This is a genomic window from Mycobacterium sp. Aquia_216, from assembly GCF_026723865.1.
In the GTDB taxonomy this organism is placed as follows: domain Bacteria; phylum Actinomycetota; class Actinomycetes; order Mycobacteriales; family Mycobacteriaceae; genus Mycobacterium.
The window spans coordinates 4,622,511-4,645,859 of sequence record NZ_CP113529.1; the positions used below are offsets into that span (position 1 = coordinate 4,622,511).

A 23,349-nucleotide genomic window follows, 5' to 3' on the forward strand; every position below is an offset into this window, starting at 1 on the left:
CCAACATTCAAACGAAGTCGAGCAGCAAGACATACGTCCGCGACAGGCGCATCCACCGCACCGCGACAGTCGCAGCCGACCACCACACCCACAACGCCGCTCGCCCCGATCCGCGCCGACGTGCACACCGATGTGAGCCAAGTCGGGTTTGACAGGCGTCGGCTCGGGACGTCGAACCGGGGTCCTCGACGCATCCACGGTCGTAACAGCACCGAAGCACTAGGTGGCACGTTGTATTGCCAGCGCACCCCTGATCACGGTGACCGCTTGCCCGGTCAGATTCACTCGGTCATCGCGGAGGCGGACCTCGACTCGCCCGCCACGCGCTGACAACTGAGAACCGGTAAGCGTTTGCTTCCCAAGGATCGTCGACCAGAAGGCGCCCAGGCTGCAGTGAGCCGAAGCCGCCACGGGGTCCTCGTTTATCCCTGCGGCGGGCGCAAAAAATCGGGAGACAAAATCGACATCGGCGTCGCCGCGGGCGGTGACAATCACACCGCGGGCATCGAGCTCGGCCAGAGCTTCCAAGTCCGGCTTCAAGACGGCGACAGATTGCGCGCCGTCCAACTCGGCAAGCAGGTCCAACCGTCCACGCCAAACCGCGAGGGGCGTAACGCCAAGCATCGCAGCCAATCCCGGCGGTGCCGACACCGGCCGAAGGTTGTCGGACGGGAAGTCCAAGGTGATCCGTTCGCCCGGCTCTCGTTGAGCGCCGAGAAGGCCGCCGGCAGTTGTGAATAGAAGGGTCTCAGAACAGTCGCCGACTTCCCACAATATGTGCGCTGCGGCCAGCGTGCCACTGCCGCACAGTTCAAGCTCGCTGCGCGGACTGAACCAACGTAATGCCGTATTGGCACCAGTGCGATACACGAATGCACTTGCGGGCAAGTTTAATTCGCTTGCGAGTCGCTGGAGCCATTCAGTCGGCGGCCAACCCGAATCCAGCAGGCACACCGCCGTCGGATTACCGGCAAAAAGTTGGTCGGCGAACGTGTCCACGGTGAAGATACGCATCTCGGTAATCCTGCCCGACACCTAGTCAGACCCACATCCGCTCCCGACCGGTCCCGCGAGCGGAGCACCACTGCGAAAATCCGCCGGTGACCGCCGTAACGTTATGCTCGCGGGTGGCGCGAAGACCGCCCCGGCGGTCCTGTTCCGCGGGCCATTTCGGCCAGCATCGCGTTATAGGCGGTCAGGTCGGCGTCGTCGTCGCGGTCGGCTGCCCGGTCCAGGCGCCGCGCGGTCCGCGCGTCACTGCGTGCCCACTGCACCAGCAAAGCGAGCATCACGATCACAAGCGGCACTTCTCCTGCCGCCCAAGCGATTCCGCCACCCAACCGTTGATCGCCCAGCAGATCGGTATGCCAACTCAAGCCCAGTGACCGGTAGTAGGCCTCCCCGAGCACGGTTGGGGTGCCCATCAGCTCCACGCCAAAAAACGCATGCATGGGCAGGGACGCGAACACCACGCCCACCTTGGCCAGCGGCGGGATCGGTCGCGGGGTGGGGTCCACACCGATCACCACCCAATAGAAGAGGTAGCCGCTGACCAGGAAATGCACATTCATCGCCAGGTGCCCGGCATGACTGCCCACCGCGTCGTCGAAGATGCTCCCGAAATACAGGCCGTAGAAGCCCGCGATGAACAGCACCGTGGCCACGATCGGATTGGTCAGGATGCGGGACAACCGGCTGTGCAGGGCGGCCAACAGCCATTCGCGCATGGCCGGCGGGTCGTCGCGGCCGGCGGCGGGCAACGCGCGTAATGCGAGGCTGACCGGTGCGCCCAACACCAGGAAGATCGGCACCAGCATCGACAGCCCCATGTGCGCGGCCATGTGCATGCTGAACATCGCCGGCATGTAGCGGCCGACCCCGGACGACGTCACGAACAGCAATGTCAGACAGCCCAGCAACCACGCCAGGACCCGGCCGGGCGGCCAGTGATCGCCGCGCCGGCGCAGTCGCAGCACCCCTGCCACATAGAGTGCGGCCAAAATGATCGCCGCCGTGCCGAATACCAGATCGAAGCGCCAATCGAGCAGGACGCGCACCACCGTCGGCGGGCCATCGAAGTCATAGCCGATCTCGGCCTCGGGAATCGACGGGAGGCGGATCGGCGGCGGCGGCGGTGGGGTGCGGCCGAGCCCGACGGCGATACCGAACGTCACGCCGAACAGGGCCGCCTCGACGAGCGCCAGCCGGATCAGGACACCACGCGCCTTGGGTAGGCCCGGATCGGCTTGCAGCGCAACGACTCCGGTGCGCCGCTGGCGCCAGCCCAACACGCCCAGCGCACACAGCGCGACGAACTTGGCCAGCACCAGGCGCCCGTAGGTGGTGGTGAGCAGGTCCGATGGCAACACCCGCACCAGGGCGTTCATCACACCGCTGAGCGCCATCGCCACCCAGCACCACAACGCGATCGCCGAGAAGCGCCGGGCCGCGAGCGCGAGGTGGTCGCCGCCGCGCAGCGCGTGGGCGAGCAGGGCCAGCAGCCCCCCGGCCCACAGGCTGGCGGCGACGAGATGGATCAACAGACTGTTGGTGGCCAGGTCGTGCGAACCGCCGGCCGACGAGTGGCCGGTCAAGCCCAGCGGAATGAGGGTGATCAGCGACCCGGCCAACAGCAACGGCGTCCACGACCAGCGCAGCACCGCCAAACTCGCCAGCGTCACGACGGCGGCCAGGACCGCGGTCCAGCGCCACGCGGAGGCGGTGTTGACCAGGCTGGCCAACGACCAGAGTCGCACCGGATTGAGGTTCTCGGCCAGCCGGTGACCGGACACATCGGAAATGGTCAACGGGATCAACACGGCGGCACACACCGCCCACACACCCGACGCGACGGTGCCCAGCCGAAGGGCCCGATACCCGCCGGCGTCGAGCACGCCGGACTTTTGCGGCGGCACCAGGAAGGCTGCGCACAGGAACGAGCCCACGGCCAGCACCGCGGCGATCTCGCCCGCCGCGCGGACGAACGGCAGCCCCAGCGTGGTCGCCGGACCCGGATTGGGTAATCCGGTGGCGGTCAGCGCGTCGGCCAGCGACAACACCCCGATGCCGGCCGCCGTGCAACCGGCCAACACCGCGACGCCGGTGAGCAGCGGCCAGACCAGCTCTCGGGTCTTGGCGCCGGACTGGCCAACCGTCATGCGTCCAGGGTATGGGCGCGCGCCCGCGAGGCCCGCGCTACCCGTCCTGGCGAGCGGTGCGCTCCCGACGCGCCTGGACCTCGCGCGCGAGGAATTGGTTGCGCGCGATTTTTTCGACGTAGCCGAAATCCCGCAGAATCGATCGCAATTCCCGGCGGAATGCGGTCCGGCGTTCGGTGAGATCCGCGGCCGGTGCGATCAGGTCCTGATCGGCAACGACCTGACGGGCAGTGGCAAAGAGCAGCGTCGACACCGATTCGCTGCTGCGCACCCGGGTCTGCGCGACGTACTGCCGGCCGACCCCGAGCGCCAACTCCGTGAGTTCCTTCGGCTCGACATCCGCCGGCGCATCACGCAACACATCGGCGACGATCTCGTAGGCCTCGAAGAACACCCGCAGCATCGCATCGGACATCAACGGCCGCTTGGCGAACAGCATCGCGTCGATCTCCTCGCCGCCGGCGGCGACGTGGGCCTCCCAATCGCCATGCCACGCCATCTCTTCGGCGATATTGTCGCGGAATGCCGCCGAATCGGCGAAGTAGAAGTCGAATTTCAGCAGATCGCGCAACCGCATCGCCTGAGCCCAGAACGCCTCCATGCGGTCGCCTTCGGTGTGCCGGGCATGCGCCAGCGCGAGTTCGACGATCGATGTCTCCAGGAAAGCGTGGATGACCGAGTTCCGGTAGAACGCCGCGGCGTGCTGCTTGTCGGGCGCGATGAGCCAAACCGGCTCGCGCCCACTGTCCACACGGGTGATCGGATGTCCGTTGGACAGCGCATCGACGGCCGCGCGCACACCGTCGCTCGTGCGCAACCGCAACGCGCTCGTCGACACCGGGGTGTTTTTGCGGTCGAGGTAGTCCAACGAGTCCTGCAACGTGTGGCGCAGCTGGTCGAGGGTCAGCGCCGCGCCCCGGGTGGTGAGCAGCAACGCGCACACCAAACCCGTCGCCGTCACCGGGGTTGCGCGCAGGATCCGCCACGCGACTTCGAACGACATCTTTTGCAGCGCAAGTCGTTTAGCATCGCTGTCTTGGGCCAGTGAGCCATGCGGCGGCCCGAGGTACTGCCGCATCGAGACCGCTTCGGGGAACCGGACGTAGATCTTGCCGTAGTTGCGTTCGCCTTGGGCCTTGATGAAATTGTACAACCACAGCACGCCCTCGGGTGTCTTTTCTCCGCCCCGGGCGTAGGCGGCGTATTCGGCGGTCTCGTGCAGCTGGTCGAAACCGATCGAAACCGGTTGCAGCAGAATGTCTTCACTGCGGCCGTCCAGATAAGCGTCCGCCACATAGGACATCAGACCGAGCTTGGGGGGCAGCATCTTGCCGGAGCGGGAGCGGGTGCCCTCGATGGACCAGCTCAAGTTGAATCGCTTTTCGACGATGTAGCCGACGTATTCGCGCAGGACATACTTGTAGAGCGGATTATTCGCGATGTCGCGGCGGATGAAGATGACACCGGAGCGGCGTAACAGCGGGCCCAACAATCCGAACGACAGGTTGATACCGGCGAACACATGCACCGGCGGCAACCGGTTTTCCTGCATCGCAACCGGCACCACCGCGCCGTCGATGTAGGACCGATGCGAGAACAGCAGCACCGCCGGATGAATTTCCAGCCCATTGCGCATCGCGGCGATCTGAAACGCATCGTAGTCGATCTCCGGTTCGAATCCGCGGCAAATCGCCCTGGCCAGAACGGAAACCAGGTCGACCGACACCCGGCTCCATCCGGTGGCCAATTCGTCGAGCATCTTGCCCGCTTCGTCGACACCGGCGTCCGGAATCTTTTTCAGACCAGCGCGAAACCGCGTGGACGCCAATATTTCTGGCTTCAACAATCGCGGGGACTTGTACTGCGGTCCGAGGATTCGATACTCGGCCCGTTCCAGCGCCAAAAGGGCACGGCGCGTGACGAACTGGGCGAAATCCCGCTCGTCTTCGCCGACGGTGGTGTCGCGCCACTGCTGACGGAGTTCGGACACCTTGGCCGCCTCGCCGGCCACCACCCGGGCGCGGTGGCGATCGTTGCGCACGATGCTGCGCTGCCGGCGTTGGTTGGGATGGTAGGGATCCCAGCCCGGAAGCAGCCCGGCCAGCTTCGCGGCCCTGCCGCGATCAGGCGCCGGCAGCCAGAACACCCGGACCGGCACGATCGAGCGGTCTTCTCCGGAGTCGAGCTGGTCCACAAGCAGATTCAACGCCGCCGGCGGAGCATCGCCGGAAGGCAGTTTGAGCACGTCGAGCTTCACATCCGGATGCTGGGCGCGCTGCTGGCTGAGCCAGTCCATCACCAGCTGCGTTTCGACGCCGGACCCCATGGACGCCAGTACCAGCGAATCTTGCGCGGTCAGGACTGCGCTGGTAGTTGCCGCCGGTTGTGTCACGCGCGCCCTCGGGGCCGAGCCGTCGATTCGGCGCTGCCGGGCTGGTCCGTACCGGGCTGTGGCGGCTCGCCGTCGGTGCGAACAACTTTGGACTCGTTCGGATTAGGCTGCGGCGGTTCTGATTTGGCCGCGGGTTTGGCTTTTGCCGCAGATTTCCTGGGAGCGGCTTTCTTCGCGGCGGCCTTCTTCGCCGGTGCCTTGGTCCCGGCAGCCTTGGCTTTGGCGGCCTTGGCGGCGGGCTTGGCGCGGGCCTTTGTTGCCGCCTTCTTCTCGGTGTACAGATCGACTTCGGGCAGTTCGTCGTCGGGCCAGTTGGCCAAGGTGTTCAGGTACAGCTGGCGCACCTCGGCGATATGGTCGGGCAGCGTCCCGACCGTCCAGTCCGTCACCGGTATCGGCGGGAACACCGCGACATCGACCGTGCCCGGATTGATCGTGGTGGAGTTTCGTGCGGCGACGATCTCCGCATTGCGGATCACGATGGGGACGATGGGAATTCCCGCCGCCATCGCGATGCGGAACGGCCCCTTCTTGAACGGCCCGACCTCGGTGGTGTCGATCCGGGTACCCTCGGGAGCGATCAGGATGGACAGGCCGTTTTTGGCCCGCTCTTCGACCTCGTGCATCGTCTCGACCGCGGCGACCGGATCATCACGGTCGATGAACACACCGTCGGTGAGCTTACCGAGGGTGCCTACGATCGGGTCCTTCTTCAGCTCCTTTTTGCCGATGGCAACCCAGTTGTCGCGCACCAACGCTCCGGCGATGACGGGGTCAACCTGGTTGCGGTGGTTAAAGATAAACACCGCCGGACGTTGCGCGGTCAGGTTCTCTTTGCCGATGACGTTCAAGCTCACACCACTGGCCCCCAACAATGTCTGGGGAAAGGTCGAGGTGAAGAAATTCACGCCACGCCGACGGCTCAGGGTCAGCAGACCGACCCCCAGCGCACCGGCCGCGACCGGGAGCATCGAACCGATGCCGACGAGCGTGCGCACCTGGGGCCGAATCCCCACGCTGCCCCGGCTGCTGAATTCCAGGACCGGCCAACCGCGGCGCTTCGCGACGGCAGCCATCTTGCCTTCGGGGTTGGTGGGCCGCGGATTGCCGACCAGGTACATCAATGCGACGTCCTCGTCGCCGTCGGCGTAGAAGTAGCTGTCCTTGAGGTCGATTTGGTGTTCGGCCGCAAACCGTTGTACCGCAGTGGCTTTGCCCGGCCCCCATAGGATCGGCTCGACCACCTCGCCGGTCAGCAACCCGTCTTCATTGGTCACGAACTTGTTGGTCAGCGTGTTGGTGATCCCGAGGAAGCGGGCCACCGGATTGACCTGGATGGTCAGCGCCGACGAGCTGAGCACCACGGTGTGGCCGCGAGCCACGTGGGCGCGGACCAGCTCACGCATCTCCGGGTAGATCCGCGACTCGATCCGTTGGGCGAAGAGCCGCTCGCCGATCTCGTCCAGGTCGGTCAGCATCCGGCCGCGCAGCGCCTCGGATGCCTTACTGATCAGGTCTTCGAATTCCAGGCGCCCGAGCCGGTGGTTCAGACCGGCCTGAACCATGCTGAGCAGCTCCCCCACCCCCATGTCGCGCCGGCGCAAGCGTTCCTGGGTGAGGATGACCGCGGTAAACCCCGCGACCAGCGTTCCGTCCATGTCGAAGAAGGCGCCGACTTTGGGACCGGGGGCGCTGGCGCGGATCTCGGCGACCGAGCCGGGTAGCCGCAAATCCTTTGCCGGCGTTGACTTCCCGCGCGCTTCGGCAGCGCTCATGAGCCCGAAACCGATCGAGACACCGAATCGGTTTGCGCACTGAACGAAGCCGGCACCGCGCGCGGCGCCGGATCACCGGCCAGCGCGAGAATCTCGTCGAAGCCCTCTAAGAGGCACTGAGCGAACAAGGCTTCCTTTCGTACCGATGCTCTGTCATACCGCACGGTGATCGTGCACCACCCGCCCCGGGAAATCAGCACCACCATCATCGCCACCCCGGGCAGCGGGCCGATGCCGTACTGCCGCAATACCTTTGCACCCGCGATGAAGGTGTCCCCCGGGTAGACCGGAACATTGCTGGCCTGCACGTCGGCGCCGACCACCGAGCCGGTGATTCCCTCCAGCACGGCTGTGGGCAGCACACTGAGCACCGGCGCCAACGACCCGATGATGTTCATCGCGGGCTCGTCACGGCGCTGGGTCATCTGGGCGCGAATCTTGCGCATCCGGGACACCGGGTCGCCGGCACCCACCGGTGCCGCCAGGTTGACGCCGGTGAAGCGATTGCCGCCGGCCGTGTCGGCTTCGGCCCGCAGGCTGACCGGCACCGCCATCGGCAGCGTGCCGATCGGGACGCCGAGCGCCTGATGGTAGCGCTGCAGGGCACCGCACAGTCCCGCCAGATAGGCGTCGTTGATCGATCCTCCGCCGGCTTTTGCGGCCCTGTGCAGATCGGCGAGCGGGATGTCGATCGCTTCGGAACGGGTGGCCAGACTGCGCCGGCGCAGCAACGGCGACGGCTCGGCGGCCCGGTTGATCACCCGCATGCCGGAGATGGCGTAGTTCACGACCCCCGACACCGTCGACACCGGTTCCAAGAGCGCACGCCCGGCCGTCGACACCACTCCCGAGACCGCACCGACGACGCCGCCGATAAGGGCTATCGGCAAGTGGTTGAAGCCCTCCCGCATCAAATCGTTGGGTGACAGGTCCTGCGGGACGGGCAGCGGAGGGGTCGGGCGGGCCGGCGGATCGCGCTCGAGGTCATAGATTTCGGCGAACATCTCGACACCGCCCACGCCGTCGGTGACCGCATGGCTGACGTGCAGCAACGTCGCGGCCTTGCCGTCGGGCAGACCCTCGACCAGGGTGGCCGTCCACAGTGGCCGCGAGATGTCCAGCGGTGACTGCAGGATCAGCTCGGCGAGATCGAATACTTCGCGCAGGGTGCCGGGTTCGGACACGCGCACCCGCCGGACGTGGAAGTCCAGGTTGAAGTCGGGGTCTACCACCCAGCGCGGATTGGCCGTCGGCAACGTCGGCACGACGACCTTCTGCCGTAGCCTCAGCACCTTTCGCGACGCGTTTTCAAACCGCGTCCGGAACCGGTCCCAGTCCGGCGTGGTGTCGAGGAGCTCCAGCGCCATGATCCCCGAGCGGGTCCGCGGATTCGCTTCGCCTCGATGCAGCAGATAGTCGACCGGTCCGAGCTCGTCGGACAATCCGACGAGCCCCTCGGGCTCAGTCATGATCCGTCAAGCCTCCTGCCTCAGCTCCGCCAACCGGATAGACACACCAACGCTAGTCGCGTTGACGCGCTGGTGAAAGGCACGATTCGGTCGCTACAGCGGGCGCAGCGGCGTGGCAGATGAAACGTCGCGGCAGGCGTTCAACTCAGCTGGCCGACGTCACCGACAGCGGCCACGAATCAAGCAGCGCGCTCTCCCGCCGCCCGTAGACGATGCCCAAGAAGTCGGCCACCGCGTTGGCGGCGTGCCGCGACCGGGCCGTGGACAGGATGTCGAATGCGTGGTGGGCGTTGGCGAGCTCGGCGTACGTCACGGTCGGGGCTCCGGCGGCGCGCATCGCCGCGCAGAAGGTCCGGGCCTGGGTGCAGGGAACCAGCTCATCCTTCTCGCCGTGCAGCACGAAGAACGGGGGTGCTTCGTCGTGCACGTAGGAAATCGGCGACGCCGCCTCGAACCGCTCGGGCGTGTCGGCGTATCGAGCGCGCATGACGAACTGCTCGAGGAACGGCAGCATCAGTTCGTGCATGACCTCGGCGTTGGTGAAGTCGTAGACCCCGTAGTAGGGCACGGCCGCCTGGACTCTGGTGTCGGCGTGTTCGAATCCGGGCTGAAACCGTGGGTCGTTGGGGGTGAGCGCGGCCAGTGAGGCCAGGTGCCCGCCCGCCGAGCCGCCGGTGATCGCGATGAAGCTGGGATCGCCGCCGTAGTCGGCGATGTTCTCGCGGACCCACGCGATCGCTCGCTTCACGTCGATCAGGTGGGCCGGAAACGTGGAACGGGGGCTCTTGCTGTAGTCGATCGACACGCAGATCCAGCCGAGTTCGACCATCCGGCTCATCAGTGTGTACGCCTGGCCGCGTTTGCCGTTGACGGCCCACGCGCCGCCCGGGACCTGGATCAGCACCGGCGCGCGGCGGCCCGGCGCCAGGTCATGGCGCCGCCAGATGTCGAGCAGGTTGTCGCGACCACCCGGACCGTAGGAAATGTCCGAGGTCTGCGCCGCGTACCGGGCGTGCGGCCCCGGCCGGCGCAACAGGCCGCCGCGGGGTGCGCACTCGGATGCTTCGCAGGCCGGATGGGAAACCTGCTCGGTGTACCCGGAGCCGAAAGATTCCTCGAGGGCGGCGGTCAGCGTTTGCTCCGCCCGCTGCCCGGCCCACGAGGCGCCGACGCGGCCGATGGAAGGGGCCGATACCCGGGACAACGCGTGCCCGGTCACCACGTGTGGAGGAAACTCCGTGGTCAGCCAACCGGCAAACCAGCCCAGCGCAAACGGCGATCCACGCAGCAGCAGGCCAGCTGCCCGGGAGGCACCTCTGGCATCGGCTACCAGGCGGAACGCTTGGGAACCCGCCCTCGCGTACCGCGCAGTCATACTCATGGCCACGCCCATTGACACCGGTCTCCTCGACCTTATGCACACGCCTCGTTGCGGTTAACAGCTGTTTACCAGCTGGTGTTGTACGTGTGTCGAGGTTCAATACAATATCCGGTTTCGATAGCGGTGCAAGGCTTTTCGCGCGTGTCGTGTCGGCGAGTCGGGGTAGCGTCGCTAGTTGGATAGACTGACCTGCGCATTGCCTCCGTAGCTCAGGTGGATAGAGCAAGGGCCTTCTAATCCCTAGGTCGCACGTTCGAGTCGTGCCGGGGGCACTCATATCGACACTTTGGCCAGTTTCGGCCTGACTACCAGGAAAAACTGGCCGCCAAGACTCCAGACGAGCGCCCGGCCCTAATTCGCACCCATCCGACGGGCACGTAGCTACGAATCGCTTGTAAGCGCCGGTTCGGGTGGCGCTGTTTTGCGGGTGTCGGGAGGCGGTTGGCTCCTGCCCGGCCCGAGCTCGGCAACCGAATTTCCCGGAACGCCACCACGTGATCGGAGAGCACATCGGAGAGCACTACGTGCCGACTCTGAACGCGCGGGCGGCTGCGCTGGAAGCCGACAAGGCCATCGAGCTCCAGGGGCAGGAGAGGTACGGCATCTACATGCATTATCTGACCGGCTGCCCGGACCTGTCCGGCGACCGATACACCAACGTCTGCCAGTTCACCCTGGTCAAGTAGTCGACAAGGACACCCGATGGCTTGCAATTCATTTATCTACGAGTTCGAACAGCTCGGCGACATCTACGTCATCCATGAAGTCGGTTCCAAACGAATTCACCTCGTTGGCTCGCCTCAGGAAATCGAGCAGGCCCTAAGCCTCCCGTCGACCAGGGGTGCAGTACGCAGCAGGCTTCTTGAGGTGTTCGACACCGCTAGTCAGCTGAGAGACGCCGCAACCCATCTGGAACATCAAGCGCCGTTGCCGGACGGACCGGCCATCGCGAAGTTGCTTCGGAGATTCGCGGACAGCCTGGTCGACTGACGGTCGGCCCCGCAGGAGGGTGATTCACCCTTGCTCCCGACAACAACGGGTCGTTTACCGCCCAGTCCCCCGAAGGTGTCGCGCTGTTCTGCGCGTACCCGACCGACAGCTGGGAACCGCGGCCGAATCGGTAAGGCGACCCTTAGTGTCGGCGAACGGTATGCCAGCATGGGGGCGTGAATGCACGCCAGTTCGCTTATTCGCTGGGTGTCGCAGTGCTGACTTCGACAGCGCTGCTGAGTGCACCGATCCTCATTGCGCCCGCGTCGGCTGCTCCCTGCCCCGACGTCGAGGTGACGTTCGCCCGCGGCACCAACGAGCCGCCCGGTGTCGGCGGGGTCGGACAGCGATTCATCGATGCACTGCGCTCGCAGGTTGGTGGCCGAAGCCTCGGGGTGTATCCGGTCAACTATTCCGCCGGCGAGGATTTCGCCCCGTCGGCCTCCGCCGGCGGCAGCGATGTCCACGCGCACGTTGCGTCGATGGTTGCCAACTGCCCCAACACCAAGCTGGTGCTCGGTGGATATTCCTTGGGCGCCATGGCGATAGATGAGGCCACCATCGCCCGGGCACCGATTGCGGGCCTGATCCCCGACATCCTCACGGCGGACGAAGCTGACCACGTCGCGGCACTCGCGCTCTTCGGTAATCCGTCGGACAGATACCTGGGGGGACCGGTCAGCGAGGTCAGCCCGTGGTACGGGCCCAAGGCCATTGACCTGTGCGCGGCGGCCGATCCGGTCTGCACGCCGGGCGGGGCGCTGGCATTGCCTTCACACGACGAGCTGTTTTCGCCGGTGCACCTGTCTTATGCGCAGTCCGGAATGCCCGGTCAGGCAGCGACTTTCGTAGCGAGCCATCTCTGACGCTCGTGTAACTGCGAACCCGCGGCTCGTCACACCGGTGCTCTGTGCGTTGAGCTCAGCGCAGCCGAGGTAAGCACGCCACCACGACGGTCGGCAGCAGCAAACGCCTACGGAGGCGGCGGGGCGGGTGGCGCACCGGGATCCGGCGGCGGGTCGGGGGGATATGGCGGCGGGCCGCCCGGCACCGGATGCGCGCAGTCGGGCTCGAAGATGATGGTGCCCGCCACCATCGTCCACGTAATCCCGCACGCCAGCGGCAAGAACGCGGGTGCATCGGCGCCAGCAATCGGGACCGCAATCATCCCGGTGACTATCGCCGGACGAATGAGTCGGAAGACGAGCTTGACTGCTCTCCCACCCGGCGTTCGGCGGATCCGGGGTTGTCTCGCGGTCGGGTCGGTCATCCCCAAGCCTGAAATAGGCCACGGCAAATCGCAACTCGAGGAACCCCCCGGAGCCGCCGATGGCGATGGCTACCCACAAAACCGTTGGCGGGCAGCCTGTTTCAGATTTACGGCCGGCCGGTGCGCTCGCGGTGCTTGCAGCCCGGCCAGCAGCACGGCCGGCGCTGACCTTCTTCCAGCTCCTCCTGGGTCCGGCGAATGCGGCGCTGGCGCGTCGCCGCTTGCTTGGCGTCTTCGACCCAGCAGATGAACTCGTTGCGCGCCAGCGGCGTGATGTCGTTCCACGCCGCGAGTGCGGTGGAGTTCGTAGTCAGCGCCTCGCGCAGGTCCGCGGGCAGCTTGTGCACTACCCCACCTGGCACTTGGTTGCCGCTCACCCGGCCAGATTAGCCAGTGACTACGACCCCAGGGTGTATTGCCACACCAAGCCGTGGGTTCCATTCATCATCCGCTCGCATTGCATCATGTGTCCGTCGGCGTCGCGCATCGTCGCGTATCGCAGGGAGCACGGCTGGTCCTGCCGTGGCGGGTTGGCCTCCGCGACACCGAGGCCGAGTGCGGTCAACCCCACCGCCACCGCCGAGAAGATCGCCCAACGGATCGCCTGCGATTTGGTGGTGATGGTCGTCGTGCGCATTGGCTGCCCCCTCGTCGTGATGCGGTGTCTTCAGCATCACCAGCCAGGCTTGAGGCATCCTCTACGGATTCTTGAAGCCGCAGCCCCAAGTACCCTTTAGCTCGCCCGATGACCGACCGCGGAGGTGCGCGATGGCCCAGTCCGATTCCGTCCTGTTCAGCGTGAACAATCGCGTCGCACTGATCACCGTCAACGACCCTGATCGGCGCAACGCGCTGACGGGCGAGATATCGACGCAGCTGCGCGCCGCCGTCGAGCAGGCCGAAGCCGACCCCGGTGTGCACGCCGTCGTCGTCACCGGGGCGGGCAAGGCGTTTTGCGCCGGCGCCGACCTGAGCGCCCTGGGCGCCGCGGGCGCCGGAGCCGCGGAATCAGCCCTGCAGCAGCTCTACGACGGCTTCATGGCCGTGGGCAGTTGCACCCTGCCCACCATCGCCGCCGTCAACGGCGCGGCGGTCGGCGCGGGCCTGAACCTGGCCTTGGCCGCTGACGTGCGCATCGCCGGGCCCGGCGCACTGTTCGACCCCCGTTTCCAGAAGCTGGGACTGCATCCCGGCGGCGGTGCGACCTGGATGCTGCAGCGCGCGGTGGGCCCGCAGGCCGCTCGTGCGGCCCTGTTGTTCGGCATGCGCTTCGACGCCGAAGCCGCGGTGCGGCACGGGTTGGCGCTCCGCGTTGCCGACGATCCGGTCGCGGCGGCATTGGAACTCGCCGCCGGACCCGCGGCCGCCCCGCGCGAGGTCGTGCTGGCCACCAAGGCCACGATGCGCGCTACCGCCAGCCCGGGATCGCTGGACAACGAGCACCACGAGCTCGCCATGCACACGGAGCTCGGGCCGCAGGTGTCCTCGATTCAGTCGCCGGAGTTCGCCGACCGGCTGGCCGCGGCACGGCGTAAGTAGGGCCTAGGCCCCGGGTTCGCTCGCGACGGCGTCGGGCTGCGCCTTGACCCGGAACGCCGGGTCCAGCAGGCGGACCGCGAAGATGAAGGTCAGCGCCATCAGCGGCGATAAAGCGCCGTAAATCGCTACGGGAGTTGCCATCTCGGCGCTATTAAGCAGTTGCGGGCTGAGCGCCACGCCCAGCGCCACCACGGTGTTGTGCAGTCCGATCTCCAGGCTGATGGCGATGGCCTGCGGTGGACCCAGGCGCATCAAACGCGGCACCAGATAGCCGACGGTCAGGCTGATCGCGCAGAAGGACACGACCGCCCCGCTCACCACGCCGAAGTTGTTCAACAGCGTCGTTTTTCCTCCGGCGATGGCCCCGAGAACCGCGACGATCATCAGCACTACCGCGACGATTTTGACGGGCGTTTTCAATCGCCGGGCCAGCTCGGGGAAGCGGTGGCGGATCGCGATGCCGATCGCGGTGGGGATGAGCACCAGGGCGAACACCGTGACGAACTTGTCCAGCTGGAGCGGGATGAAGCGCCCCTCGCCGAGGAACCAGGTCATCGATGCGGCCAGGATCGCGGGCAGGGCCACGATCGACAGCGCGGCGTTGATCGCGGCCAGTGTCAGATTGAGCGCCAGGTCCCCGTTGAACAGATGACTGAGGATGTTGGCCAGCGTCCCACCCGGAGTGGCGGCCATCAGCATGAGCCCGACCGCCAGATGCGGCTCGAGGTGGAAGGCCTCGGCGATCAGCAGGCACAGGCTCGGCAACAGCACGGTCTGGCAGAACAGCGCTACCGCCAGCGGTCGCCGCAGCGTGGCGGCCCGCTTGAAATCGGCCACGGTGAGTGTCAGCCCAAGGGCGAGCATGACCACCGCAATGACCAACGGAAAGTACTGGTTGCCCATAACGCTCCACGGTGTCGTTGCGCTGCCGCCATTTGGCCGGCACGGTTGGTTAGCTTGCCCTATACAGCAGCTATTTGCCCGGCGCGCAACCGGCCGGGCTGCCCGAAGACACGGGACCAAACGCCGACAAACGACTCAAAACCCCTGAATCCCGAGGGTTTCAGGGGTTTTGAGAGCAAGAATGCGTCAGGACGCCGACTTGATCGCAATCTGGTCGACCTGCGTGAATCCCGGCGGGTTGCCGCAGGCTCCCATGATGTAGGTGTGAGCGGACGTGCCGGTGAGACTGTTGGGATCCCACACCGTGTGAGTGTTCGTGCCGTAGATCGTGTAGGAACCGTCCGGGCAACTGACGTTGCTCATCGTGTCCAGGACCCATTGACCATCGACCAGCCGGGCCTGACTGGCGCCCAAGCCCGCCTTGATCCAGAGGCATCCGTCACCGCAGGAGTTGACGGCCCAGCTGTTGTCGATGGACTTGCCACTCGGCGTCGTGACGGTCTCGGTGTAGCTGCCGCTCATCGTCGGTGTGGCCCACGCCGTGCCGGCTGACCCGACAGCTAAACCGGCGCAGACAACCGTGGCGGCGAAGCCCCGCGCGATGGTCATGGTTTCGTTCCTTCCGTGGAGCTAGTCAGTGCAACGAGCAACTGTTCTGGTGGATCACAGATTACGACAGATTTGCGGACTGGGCGTTCGCAAATGTTTCCGCTCTTTTGCGATCTCGTTAAGTCACGAAACACCGGGTCCGCAATGCCGCAACCGGTGGCCAGGGCCGCTATTTGACCGTGTAACGCGCGTCGACGGGAAGTGAGGTACCGGTGATTTAGCGCCCGGATTGCCCACACAGATAAACCATCGCTTCGGTCACGTCGGCAGCTTCGATCATCGGCCCGTTGAGCAAAGTGTCGACCGCATCGGCGAACGCCCCCATCTCATTGCCCTGGGCGCCGAAGGCGGGTGATGTCGGCACCCTCTTCGGCGAACCGAACAGCGTGCGACCGGCCCTGCCCGCGCTCGGCGCCGGTGACGAATGCAACCTTGCCGTCAAACTGCGTTGCACCCGTGGGTGAGCTCTTAGCCGGAATCTCCCGCTCGCCGCACCAGTGTTGCCGCGTGCTTGAGCACGGGCGAGTCGACCATCTGCCCTTCGAACGCGAACACCCCGCGTTCGTTTTGCGCCGCCGCCAATACCCGTTGGGCCCAGTCCAGCTTCTCCTCGGTGGGACGAAAGGCCTTGCGCACCACCGCCACTTGGGTCGGGTGGATGCAGACGGTACCGGCGAAGCCGAGCGCCACGGCGTCTTCGGCCTCGGCCCGTAACCCGTCCAAGTCCGGGATGTCCAGGTGCACCGCGTCGAGCGCAACCCGCCCGAATGCGTTTGCCGTGAGCAGCGTCGTCGACCGCACGTGATGGGCGGCATCCCGGTAGCTGCCGTCGGCCTTGCGGCTGGAGCTGCCGCCGAGGGTGGCGATGAGGTCCTCGGCGCCCCACATCAACGCCACCGTGCCCTGCGCCGCCGCGATTTCGGTGGCGAACACCGCGCCGCGCGGCGTTTCCAGCAGCGCAATCACCTCGCGCGGCGCGAGCGCCGCCACCTGCGCCGCCGATTCGGTCTTGGACAGCATCACCGTCGTATACGCGGTACCGGCAAGGGCCTCGAGGTCGCGGGGGTATTCCGCGGTGTCGGCCGCGTTGATCCGGACCACGGTGCGCTCCGGGTCCAGCGGGGTTTCCTGCAGCGCCTTGCGGGCGGCGGGCTTGTCCGCCTCGGCCACCCCGTCCTCCAGGTCGAGGATCACGACGTCGGCCGCCGCGGCGGCCTTCGCGAAACGCTCGGGCCGATCGGCCGGGCAGAACAGCCACCCGGGGCCGGCGGCAGCGAGATTCATCGGGGCTCCTCCCCGCTTGTTTCGGAGGCTGGTCGCTTGTGCACCAGGGTGGTGCGCACAGCACGCGCCACGATATCGCCATCCTGGTTGCGGCCGGTGTGCTCGAGCGCGACGATGCCTTCGCCGGGCCGGCTCTTCGACTCGCGCTTGCCGGTGCAGACGGTCTCGGCATACAGCGTGTCGCCATGGAAGACCGGCTTGGGGAAGGACACCTCGGAGAAACCAAGGTTGGCCACGACGGTGCCCAGCGTCAGCTGGGTGACCGAAAGCCCGACCAGCGTCGAAAGAGTGAACATCGAATTGACCAGCCGCTCGCCGCGAAAGCCCGGCTGTTCGGCGGCCCACGCCGCGTCGAGATGCAGCGACTGGGTGTTCATGGTCAGCGTGGTGAACAACACGTTGTCGGCCTCGGTGACGGTGCGCCCGGGCCGATGCAGGTAGGTGGTGCCGATCTCGAACTCCTCAAACCACAAGCCCCGCTGCACAACCGATGTGCCGCCTCGTTCGGCGTCGGTCATGAGAGTCCCAGCGATCGCGCAATGAGCATCAGTTGCACCTCGGTGGTGCCCTCGCCGATCTCGAGGATTTTGCTGTCGCGATAGTGACGCGCCACGGGATACTCGTTCATGAAGCCGTAGCCGCCGTGAATCTGGGTAGCGTCGCGGGCGTTGTCCATCGCCGCCTCCGACGCGATCATCTTCGCGATCGCCGCCTCCTTTTTGAATGGCTTGCCCGCCAACATCTTTGCAGCAGCATCGTAGTAGGCGGTGCGTGCGACGTGGGCACGGGCCTCCATCCGGGCGATCTTGAAGCTGATCGCTTGGTAGGAGCCGATCGGCTGCCCGAAGGATTGGCGCTCTTTGGAGTACTTGACGCTCTCGTCGACGCAGCCTTGCGCCGCACCGGTCGACAGTGCGGCAATCGCGATGCGGCCTTCGTCAAGGATCGACAGGAAGTTCGCGTAACCGCGTCCACGCGCGCCGAGCAGGTTCTCCTCCGGGACCCGGGCGTCGGCGAAGGACAGCGGGTGGGTGTCCGATGCGTTCCAGCCGACCTTGTTGTAGACCGGTTCGACGGTGAATCCCGGTGTGCCGTTGGGCACGACGATCGTCGAGATCTCCTTCTTGGTATCGCTGATCGTCCCGGTCACCGCGGTGACGGTGACCAGTGAGGTGATGTCAGTGCCCGAGTTGGTGATGAACTGCTTGGATCCGTTGACCACCCACTCGCCGTTGTCGAGTTTGGCCGTGGTGCGGGTGCCGCCGGCGTCCGAACCCGCGCCCGGCTCCGTCAGCCCAAAGCCCGCAAGCGCGCGGCCGGACACGAGATCCGGCAGCCACTTTTGCTTCTGCTCTTCGGTGCCGAACCGGTAGATGGGCATAGCGCCCAGGCCCACCCCAGCCTCCAGCGTGATCGCCACCGACTGGTCGACCTTACCCAGTTCCTCGAGGGCCAGCGCCAGCGCGAAGTAGTCGCCGCCCATGCCGCCGTACTCCTCGGGGAACGGCAGGCCGAACAGCCCCATCTCGCCCATCTTGGCGACGACTTCGTACGGGAAGCTGTGCTCCTCATCGTGTTTGGGCGATACGGGTGCGACCACCGTGCGCGCGAACTCGGCGACGGTGTCACGAAGATCTTCGTATTCCTTGGGTAACGTCCCCGCGGTGATCGTTGTCGTCATGATCCTCTAATCCTTGTTCTCTTCGGAGTCTGGGACCAGGCGGGCCAGCACTTGGTCAACCGTCACCTGATCACCGACGGACACCTGTAACTCCACGCGTCCCGAAATCGGTGCGGCCAACGAATGTTCCATCTTCATCGCCTCGACGACCACGACCACATCGCCTTCGGATACCTCGGCACCGGAGTCGACCTGCACGGCGATCACGCTGCCGGGCATGGGACTGAGGACCTCGGCCTGCCTTGTGTCGGTCGCGCGCTGGATCTTGGTTTCCTCAGCCTCGCGCAGGTGCCACGTTCCCCGTTCGTCCGCGACCCACAGGTGGCGGTCGGCCTGGGCCCAGCGGTACTCGCGGCGCAGCCCGTCCAGCGCCACGCTCATCTTTCGTGGCTCGACTTCCACACTCGCCGAGTGGGTTTCGCCATCGCCGACCCGCACGGTGGCAGCCGCCGGCAGTCCGGACACCGAGACAGTCTCGGTGCGCAGCGGGGTTCGCATCGCGGTGCGCACCGGCGCCGCATCACCGCCGACGCGCCAGCCCGTCGGCTCCGCCCATACGTTCCCCCGCGCGTGACGGGCCAACACCCACTGGCGGTACAGGCCGCCCGCCGCGAGGACGTCATCGGGCGCGGGTAGCGGAGCGAAGTCCGGCAGTCGCTCCTCGAGCAGTGCGGTGTCCAGATCGCCGGCCCGCACTCGTTCGTCGGCGAGCAGAAAGCGAAGGAATTCGACGTTGGTCTGCACGCCCAGAATCGTCGTCTGCGCCAGCGCAAGGTCGAGCGCGGCGAGCGCCTCGTCGCGGTCGGCTCCGTGGGTGATCACCTTGCTCAGCATCGGGTCGTAGTCGCTGCCCACCACTGTGCCCGCCAACAGCGACGAGTCCACTCGCACACCGGGACCCGAGGGTTCGAAGACGTCGAGCACCCGTCCGCCGGTGGGTAGAAATCCCCGCCCCGGATCCTCCGCGTACACCCGGGCCTCGATCGCATGCCCGCGCAACTCGATGTCGTCTTGGGCGAAGGCGAGTTTCTCGCCGGCGCCCACGCGCAACTGCCACTCAACGAGGTCGAGGCCGGTGATCGCCTCGGTGACCGGGTGTTCCACTTGCAGGCGGGTGTTCATCTCCATGAAGAAAAACTCGTCGGGTCGCTCGGCGGAGACGATGAACTCCACCGTGCCGGCCCCGACGTAGTCGACGCTGCGAGCGGTGTTGCAGGCCGCCGCCCCGATCCGCGCGCGGGTCGGCGCGTCCAGCAGTGGTGAGGGCGCCTCCTCGATGACCTTCTGGTGACGGCGCTGCAGGCTGCACTCACGCTCGCCGAGGTGCACCACGTTGCCGTGGCCGTCGGCAAGTACCTGCACCTCGATATGCCTGGGCCGCAACACGAATCGTTCCAGGAACAGCGTGTCGTCGCCGAATGACGACGCGGCCTCACGCCGCGCGCCGACCAACGCTTCGCGCAGCCGGGCCGGATCTTCCACCAGCCGCATGCCCTTGCCTCCGCCACCGGCCGAGGGCTTGATCAACACCGGATAACCGACCTCGTCGGCCGCGGCGGCGAGTTCGTCATCCGTCAGGCCCGACTTCGCCACACCGGGGACAACCGGCACATCGAACGCGGCGACCGCGTTCTTGGCGGTGATCTTGTCGCCCATCACCTCGATCGCGCGGGCCGGTGGCCCCAGGAACACCACCCCGGCGCGCTCACATGCGGCCGCGAAATGGGCGTTCTCCGAAAGAAACCCGTAACCGGGGTGGATCGCGTGAGCGCCGGTGCGTACGGCGGCATCGAGCACCTTCTCGATAGCGAGGTAGCTCTCGCGCGCGGGCGCCGGTCCCAGCCGCACCGCCGTGTCGGCTTCCAGTACGTGTCGCGCGGAAGCGTCGGGATCGCTGTAGACGGCAACGGAGCGGATGCCAAGCCGGCGCAAGGTCCGAATCACCCGCACGGCGATCTCGCCGCGGTTGGCCACTAAGACGGTGTCGAACACTGCGCTCACATCCGGAAGACGCCGTAGGAGACCCCCTCCAGGGGCGCTTGGGCGCACACTGAAAGGGCAAGCCCGACATACGTTCTCGTGTCGGCCGGGTCGATGATGCCGTCGTCCCAGAGCCGGGCCGTCGAGTAGTACGGGTTGCCCTGGTCCTCGTACTGGGCGCGGATCGGCGCCTTGAATGTCTCTTCCTCGTCGGGTGACCACGGTTTGCCCGCCGCACTGAGCTGTTCGCCGCGCACCGTGGCCAACACCGAAGCCGCCTGCTCGCCGCCCATCACCGAGATGCGGGCATTGGGCCACATCCACAAAAAGCGCGGCGAGTACGCCCGGCCGCACATCGAATAGTTGCCCGCGCCATAGGATCCACCGATCACGACGGTCAGCTTCGGCACCCGGGCACACGCCACGGCGGTCACCATCTTGGCGCCGTGCTTGGCGATGCCGCCGGCCTCGTAGTCGCGGCCGACCATGAAGCCGGCAATGTTCTGCAGGAACAGCAGCGGGATCTTGCGTTTGTCGCAGAGCTCGATGAAATGCGCTCCCTTGAGCGCGGATTCACTGAACAGCACGCCGTTGTTGGCGATGATCCCGACCGGGTGGCCCTGGATGCGGGCGAATCCGGTTACCAGGGTCTTGCCGTATTTGGATTTGAATTCGCTGAATTCGCTGCCGTCGGCCAGCCGCACGATGACCTCGTGCACGTCGTAGGGCACCCGCGGATCGGGCGGTACGACATCGTAGAGCTCGGTCTGCGAATGCTTGGGTTCGACAGGGGAACGCACTTCCCACGGGCTGGGCGCGCGCGGACCGAACGTTGCCGCGATCGCGCGCACGATGCGCAGTGCGTGCTCGTCATCGTCGGCGAGATGGTCGGTGACCCCCGAGACCCGCGAGTGCAGGTCGCCGCCGCCGAGGTCTTCGGCCGAAACGATCTCTCCGGTAGCGGCTTTGACCAGCGGCGGGCCGCCGAGGAAGATCGTGCCCTGCTCGCGAACGATGACGGCCTCGTCGCTCATCGCCGGCACATAGGCGCCGCCCGCCGTGCACGAGCCGAGCACCGCGGCGACCTGAGGAATTTCCTTGGCGCTCATGGTCGCCTGGTTGTAGAAGATTCGTCCGAAATGCTCGCGATCGGGAAACACCTCGTCCTGGCGGGGCAAAAAGGCGCCGCCGGAGTCGACCAGGTAGATGCACGGCAGTCGATTCTGCAACGCGACTTCCTGGGCGCGCAGGTGCTTTTTGACCGTGATCGGGTAGTAGGTGCCGCCCTTGACCGTCGCGTCGTTCGCGACGATCACACACTCGCGCTCCGCGACCCGCCCGATGCCGGTGATGATCCCGGCACCCGGGGATTCGTCGTCGTACATCCCGTTCGCCGCCAGCGGGGTCAGCTCCAAGAAGGGACTGCCCGGGTCGAGTAGCCGGTCCACCCGCTCGCGGGGCAACAGCTTGCCTCGGCTGACGTGACGTTCCCGTGCGCGTTCATTGCCCCCCAGCGCGGCGGCGGCCAGCTTGGCGTTCAACTCGCCGACCAGCCGACGGTGCTCATCGGCGAACGACGGTGCGGCCTGCACGGACGCGCTCATGACTGTTCCGGGAGCTCGTCCATCGCCGCGGCAGCCTCCTCGCCATTGGGGTCTAGGCACTTCAGTTAATCCTCATTAACTGGCGCCGACAATACCATCGGCGACGCTACGGCGTCCAGGGACCAGTCGACCGTTGGGCGAACAAACCCGCGCGGGAAAGACAACGCGTGTTTGCTTTCCCGGACCTCCCCAAATTCCCGACTCTTTTGGTCGATTATCGCTATCGAGAGAGCGCAATTACCTCGGGGGAAGTCATGGCCGCCACTCCAGCCCACTCGAACGACGCACGGTCGTCCGGATTCACCGGTCGACCCTCGGTGCAGGCCCGGATCAGTGCGCCGACGCTGCGGCTGCTGCGCTCGATTGCCGGCCTGGTCGGGGTCGACCTGGGCACCAGCATCAACACGTTGATTGCCAGCCGCCACCCGCCGCGGCGTACCACCCGTGCCGTGACCGTGCGACATCGCGAGTTCAATGGCTGGGACGTGTGCACTCTGCGACCCGAGTCGCTGTCGGGCCAACACGTGCTGGCCATCCACGGTGGCGCCTTTGTGTGTGAAGCCACCGTCTTGCACTGGCGAGATTATGCGGCGATCGCCCGCCAGACCTCCGCGACGGTCGTCGTACCCGCGTACCCGCTGGCACCGCACGGCACCGCCGGTACCGTCGTCCCACAGATGGCGGACCTGATCACCTGGATGATCGGCGAACACGGGCTAGACAACGTGAGCGTCTACGGCGACTCCGCCGGCGGCGGGATCGCGCTCTGTGCCGCGCAGGAATTGGTACGGCGCAACGCAACGCCGCCGGCCCGGATGGTTCTGCTGTCACCGCTGCTCGATGCCACGTTGAGCAACCCGGACATTCAATTCGTCAACGACCCTGTCCTCAGCACAGATGCGCTCAAAGTGAATTTCGCGCTTTGGGCCGCAGACCTCGACCTGGCCGATCCCTTGGTCAGCCCGCTGCACGGATCGTTGAGCGGCCTTGGAGCGACCGCGGTCTACGCCGGATCGTTGGACGTACTTGGCCCCGATGCCGTTGCACTGCAAGCGAAATCACTCGCCACACCGGGCACCAAGTTCAGCTTCGACCTGCGCTACGGCGAAATGCACGATTGGGCCATGACCTCGTGGCTGCCCGAGGCGCGCGGGGTCCGCTCGCAGATCTACCACCAGCTGCTTGGCACCTAGTTCGCCGAGCGTGGTTGGAAAGCCGGAAGGAAAACGATGAATCGCGATCAGGGGCTTGAGTTAATCACCAATAACTCGTGTTATGTTAGCGACGATTAACCGGAACTTCCGGACGTAGGCG

The 23,349-nt window shown here is 66.2% G+C and carries 21 protein-coding genes, 1 tRNA gene and 2 pseudogenes; 6 read left to right on the forward strand and 18 right to left on the reverse strand.

Annotated elements, in window-relative coordinates:
- Positions 1-219 precede the first annotated feature (219 nt).
- The 6 genes from OK015_RS21555 to OK015_RS21580 all read right to left on the reverse strand — a co-directional run bounded on the left by OK015_RS21555 (position 220) and on the right by OK015_RS21580 (position 10,187).
- On the reverse strand, positions 220-1,014 hold the full coding sequence (locus tag OK015_RS21555) for a PhzF family phenazine biosynthesis protein (RefSeq protein WP_268126012.1): 795 nt from the start codon (positions 1,012-1,014) through the stop codon (positions 220-222).
- 101 nt (positions 1,015-1,115) lie between these two features.
- On the reverse strand, positions 1,116-3,158 hold the full coding sequence (locus tag OK015_RS21560; RefSeq protein ID WP_268126013.1) for a cytochrome c oxidase assembly protein: 2,043 nt from the start codon (positions 3,156-3,158) through the stop codon (positions 1,116-1,118).
- A gap of 37 nt (positions 3,159-3,195) precedes the next feature.
- Positions 3,196-5,550 carry a glycerol-3-phosphate 1-O-acyltransferase gene (locus OK015_RS21565; protein ID WP_268126014.1) on the reverse strand — a complete coding sequence of 785 codons (2,355 nt, stop codon included), beginning with the start codon at positions 5,548-5,550 and terminating at the stop codon, positions 3,196-3,198.
- The gene (locus tag OK015_RS21570) at positions 5,547-7,325 is read right to left on the reverse strand and encodes an HAD-IB family hydrolase/lysophospholipid acyltransferase family protein (RefSeq protein ID WP_268126015.1); all 1,779 of its coding nucleotides are present in this window, start codon (positions 7,323-7,325) and stop codon (positions 5,547-5,549) included. The genes OK015_RS21565 and OK015_RS21570 overlap by 4 nt, the downstream gene beginning before the upstream one ends.
- Positions 7,322-8,794 (reverse strand): WS/DGAT/MGAT family O-acyltransferase, encoded by a 1,473-nt coding sequence (locus OK015_RS21575; RefSeq protein ID WP_268126016.1) that lies wholly within the window; start codon positions 8,792-8,794, stop codon positions 7,322-7,324. Before OK015_RS21575 ends, OK015_RS21570 begins: the two co-directional genes overlap by 4 nt.
- Positions 8,795-8,939: 145 nt before the next feature.
- Positions 8,940-10,187 (reverse strand): alpha/beta hydrolase, encoded by a 1,248-nt coding sequence (locus tag OK015_RS21580; RefSeq protein WP_268132972.1) that lies wholly within the window; start codon positions 10,185-10,187, stop codon positions 8,940-8,942.
- Between the two features lie 186 nt (positions 10,188-10,373).
- Here OK015_RS21580 and OK015_RS21585 point away from each other — a divergent pair.
- From OK015_RS21585 to OK015_RS21600, 4 genes and pseudogenes are all read left to right on the forward strand, one after another.
- A tRNA-Arg gene (locus OK015_RS21585) sits at positions 10,374-10,447 on the forward strand.
- Between the two features lie 237 nt (positions 10,448-10,684).
- Positions 10,685-10,861: pseudogene (locus OK015_RS21590) on the forward strand (class I SAM-dependent methyltransferase); the annotation flags it as partial.
- A 16-nt stretch (positions 10,862-10,877) separates the two neighbouring features.
- Positions 10,878-11,165 carry a hypothetical protein gene (locus tag OK015_RS21595; protein WP_268126017.1) on the forward strand — a complete coding sequence of 96 codons (288 nt, stop codon included), beginning with the start codon at positions 10,878-10,880 and terminating at the stop codon, positions 11,163-11,165.
- A gap of 176 nt (positions 11,166-11,341) precedes the next feature.
- A complete protein-coding gene (locus tag OK015_RS21600) occupies positions 11,342-12,031 on the forward strand; it encodes a cutinase family protein (protein ID WP_326498494.1) in 690 nt (229 codons plus the stop codon).
- Between the two features lie 107 nt (positions 12,032-12,138).
- Here OK015_RS21600 and OK015_RS21605 read toward each other — a convergent pair whose 3' ends face one another.
- From OK015_RS21605 to OK015_RS21615, 3 genes are all read right to left on the reverse strand, one after another.
- Positions 12,139-12,333: a hypothetical protein gene (locus OK015_RS21605; protein WP_268126018.1), complete on the reverse strand. Its 195-nt coding sequence runs from the start codon at positions 12,331-12,333 to the stop codon at positions 12,139-12,141.
- A gap of 209 nt (positions 12,334-12,542) precedes the next feature.
- Positions 12,543-12,812, reverse strand: a complete 270-nt coding sequence (locus OK015_RS21610; protein ID WP_268126019.1) for a YdeI/OmpD-associated family protein — start codon at positions 12,810-12,812, stop codon at positions 12,543-12,545.
- A 20-nt stretch (positions 12,813-12,832) separates the two neighbouring features.
- On the reverse strand, positions 12,833-13,072 hold the full coding sequence (locus OK015_RS21615; RefSeq protein WP_268126020.1) for a hypothetical protein: 240 nt from the start codon (positions 13,070-13,072) through the stop codon (positions 12,833-12,835).
- Positions 13,073-13,203: 131 nt separating this feature from the next.
- On the opposite strand from OK015_RS21615, the gene OK015_RS21620 reads away from it, so the two are divergent.
- Positions 13,204-13,974, forward strand: coding sequence for an enoyl-CoA hydratase (locus tag OK015_RS21620; RefSeq protein ID WP_268126021.1), 771 nt, complete (start codon positions 13,204-13,206; stop codon positions 13,972-13,974).
- 3 nt (positions 13,975-13,977) lie between these two features.
- Here OK015_RS21620 and OK015_RS21625 read toward each other — a convergent pair whose 3' ends face one another.
- From OK015_RS21625 to OK015_RS21665, 9 genes and pseudogenes are all read right to left on the reverse strand, one after another.
- Positions 13,978-14,877, reverse strand: a complete 900-nt coding sequence (locus OK015_RS21625; RefSeq protein ID WP_268126022.1) for a bile acid:sodium symporter family protein — start codon at positions 14,875-14,877, stop codon at positions 13,978-13,980.
- Positions 14,878-15,063: 186 nt separating this feature from the next.
- Positions 15,064-15,486, reverse strand: coding sequence for a hypothetical protein (locus tag OK015_RS21630; protein WP_268126023.1), 423 nt, complete (start codon positions 15,484-15,486; stop codon positions 15,064-15,066).
- 217 nt (positions 15,487-15,703) lie between these two features.
- Positions 15,704-15,850, reverse strand: coding sequence for a hypothetical protein (locus OK015_RS21635; protein ID WP_268126024.1), 147 nt, complete (start codon positions 15,848-15,850; stop codon positions 15,704-15,706).
- Positions 15,831-15,965, reverse strand: a pseudogene (locus OK015_RS21640) (hypothetical protein); the annotation flags it as partial. The gene OK015_RS21635 and the pseudogene OK015_RS21640, both read right to left, overlap by 20 nt.
- On the reverse strand, positions 15,955-16,770 hold the full coding sequence (locus OK015_RS21645; RefSeq protein WP_268126025.1) for an HpcH/HpaI aldolase/citrate lyase family protein: 816 nt from the start codon (positions 16,768-16,770) through the stop codon (positions 15,955-15,957). The gene OK015_RS21645 and the pseudogene OK015_RS21640, both read right to left, overlap by 11 nt.
- The gene (locus OK015_RS21650; RefSeq protein ID WP_268126026.1) at positions 16,767-17,288 is read right to left on the reverse strand and encodes a MaoC family dehydratase; all 522 of its coding nucleotides are present in this window, start codon (positions 17,286-17,288) and stop codon (positions 16,767-16,769) included. Before OK015_RS21650 ends, OK015_RS21645 begins: the two co-directional genes overlap by 4 nt.
- Entirely contained in the window at positions 17,285-18,451 is a 1,167-nt protein-coding gene (locus tag OK015_RS21655; protein ID WP_268126027.1) for an acyl-CoA dehydrogenase family protein, read from the reverse strand. Before OK015_RS21655 ends, OK015_RS21650 begins: the two co-directional genes overlap by 4 nt.
- Positions 18,452-18,457: 6 nt before the next feature.
- Positions 18,458-20,443, reverse strand: coding sequence for an acetyl-CoA carboxylase biotin carboxylase subunit (locus tag OK015_RS21660; RefSeq protein WP_268132975.1), 1,986 nt, complete (start codon positions 20,441-20,443; stop codon positions 18,458-18,460).
- 5 nt (positions 20,444-20,448) lie between these two features.
- The gene (locus OK015_RS21665) at positions 20,449-22,035 is read right to left on the reverse strand and encodes a carboxyl transferase domain-containing protein (protein ID WP_268126029.1); all 1,587 of its coding nucleotides are present in this window, start codon (positions 22,033-22,035) and stop codon (positions 20,449-20,451) included.
- 254 nt (positions 22,036-22,289) lie between these two features.
- On the opposite strand from OK015_RS21665, the gene OK015_RS21670 reads away from it, so the two are divergent.
- A complete protein-coding gene (locus tag OK015_RS21670) occupies positions 22,290-23,228 on the forward strand; it encodes an alpha/beta hydrolase fold domain-containing protein (RefSeq protein ID WP_268126030.1) in 939 nt (312 codons plus the stop codon).
- Positions 23,229-23,349 lie beyond the last annotated feature (121 nt).